1 pseudogene is annotated in these 245 nt (G+C 69.4%); it reads left to right on the top strand.

Annotation, left to right across the window (positions count from 1 at the left end):
- Positions 1-88: 88 nt before the first annotated feature.
- Positions 89-245: pseudogene (locus IF89_RS44315) on the top strand (helix-turn-helix domain-containing protein); the annotation flags it as partial.

Here is a 245-nt window from a genome sequence, read left to right as displayed (position 1 = left end):
ACGTCCAGAGCTCTTCAACTCGGGGGCCTCGTCGGTTCCTTATCCTGCCGTACTCGATGTCCCGCATGCCCTGGCGGAGTGGGCCACGATGCTGATCGTTACCCGCGAGGTGGCCGGAGGTGCAGGCTGTCGGCGTCCCAGCGTGCTCTGGCCGCACTGGTGTACCTGCGCAGGAACGACACCCTGGGGCAGCTCGCCGCGGGGTTCGGCATCAGCCACCGGGGACCGCGCACGCCCGTGTCCGC

The sequence above is a fragment of the Streptomyces sp. NRRL F-2664 genome, from assembly GCF_000719345.1.
GTDB lineage: Bacteria > Actinomycetota > Actinomycetes > Streptomycetales > Streptomycetaceae > Streptomyces.
Note: the sequence above shows the minus strand (reverse complement) of the source record. Positions and strands in the feature narration are given on the sequence as shown.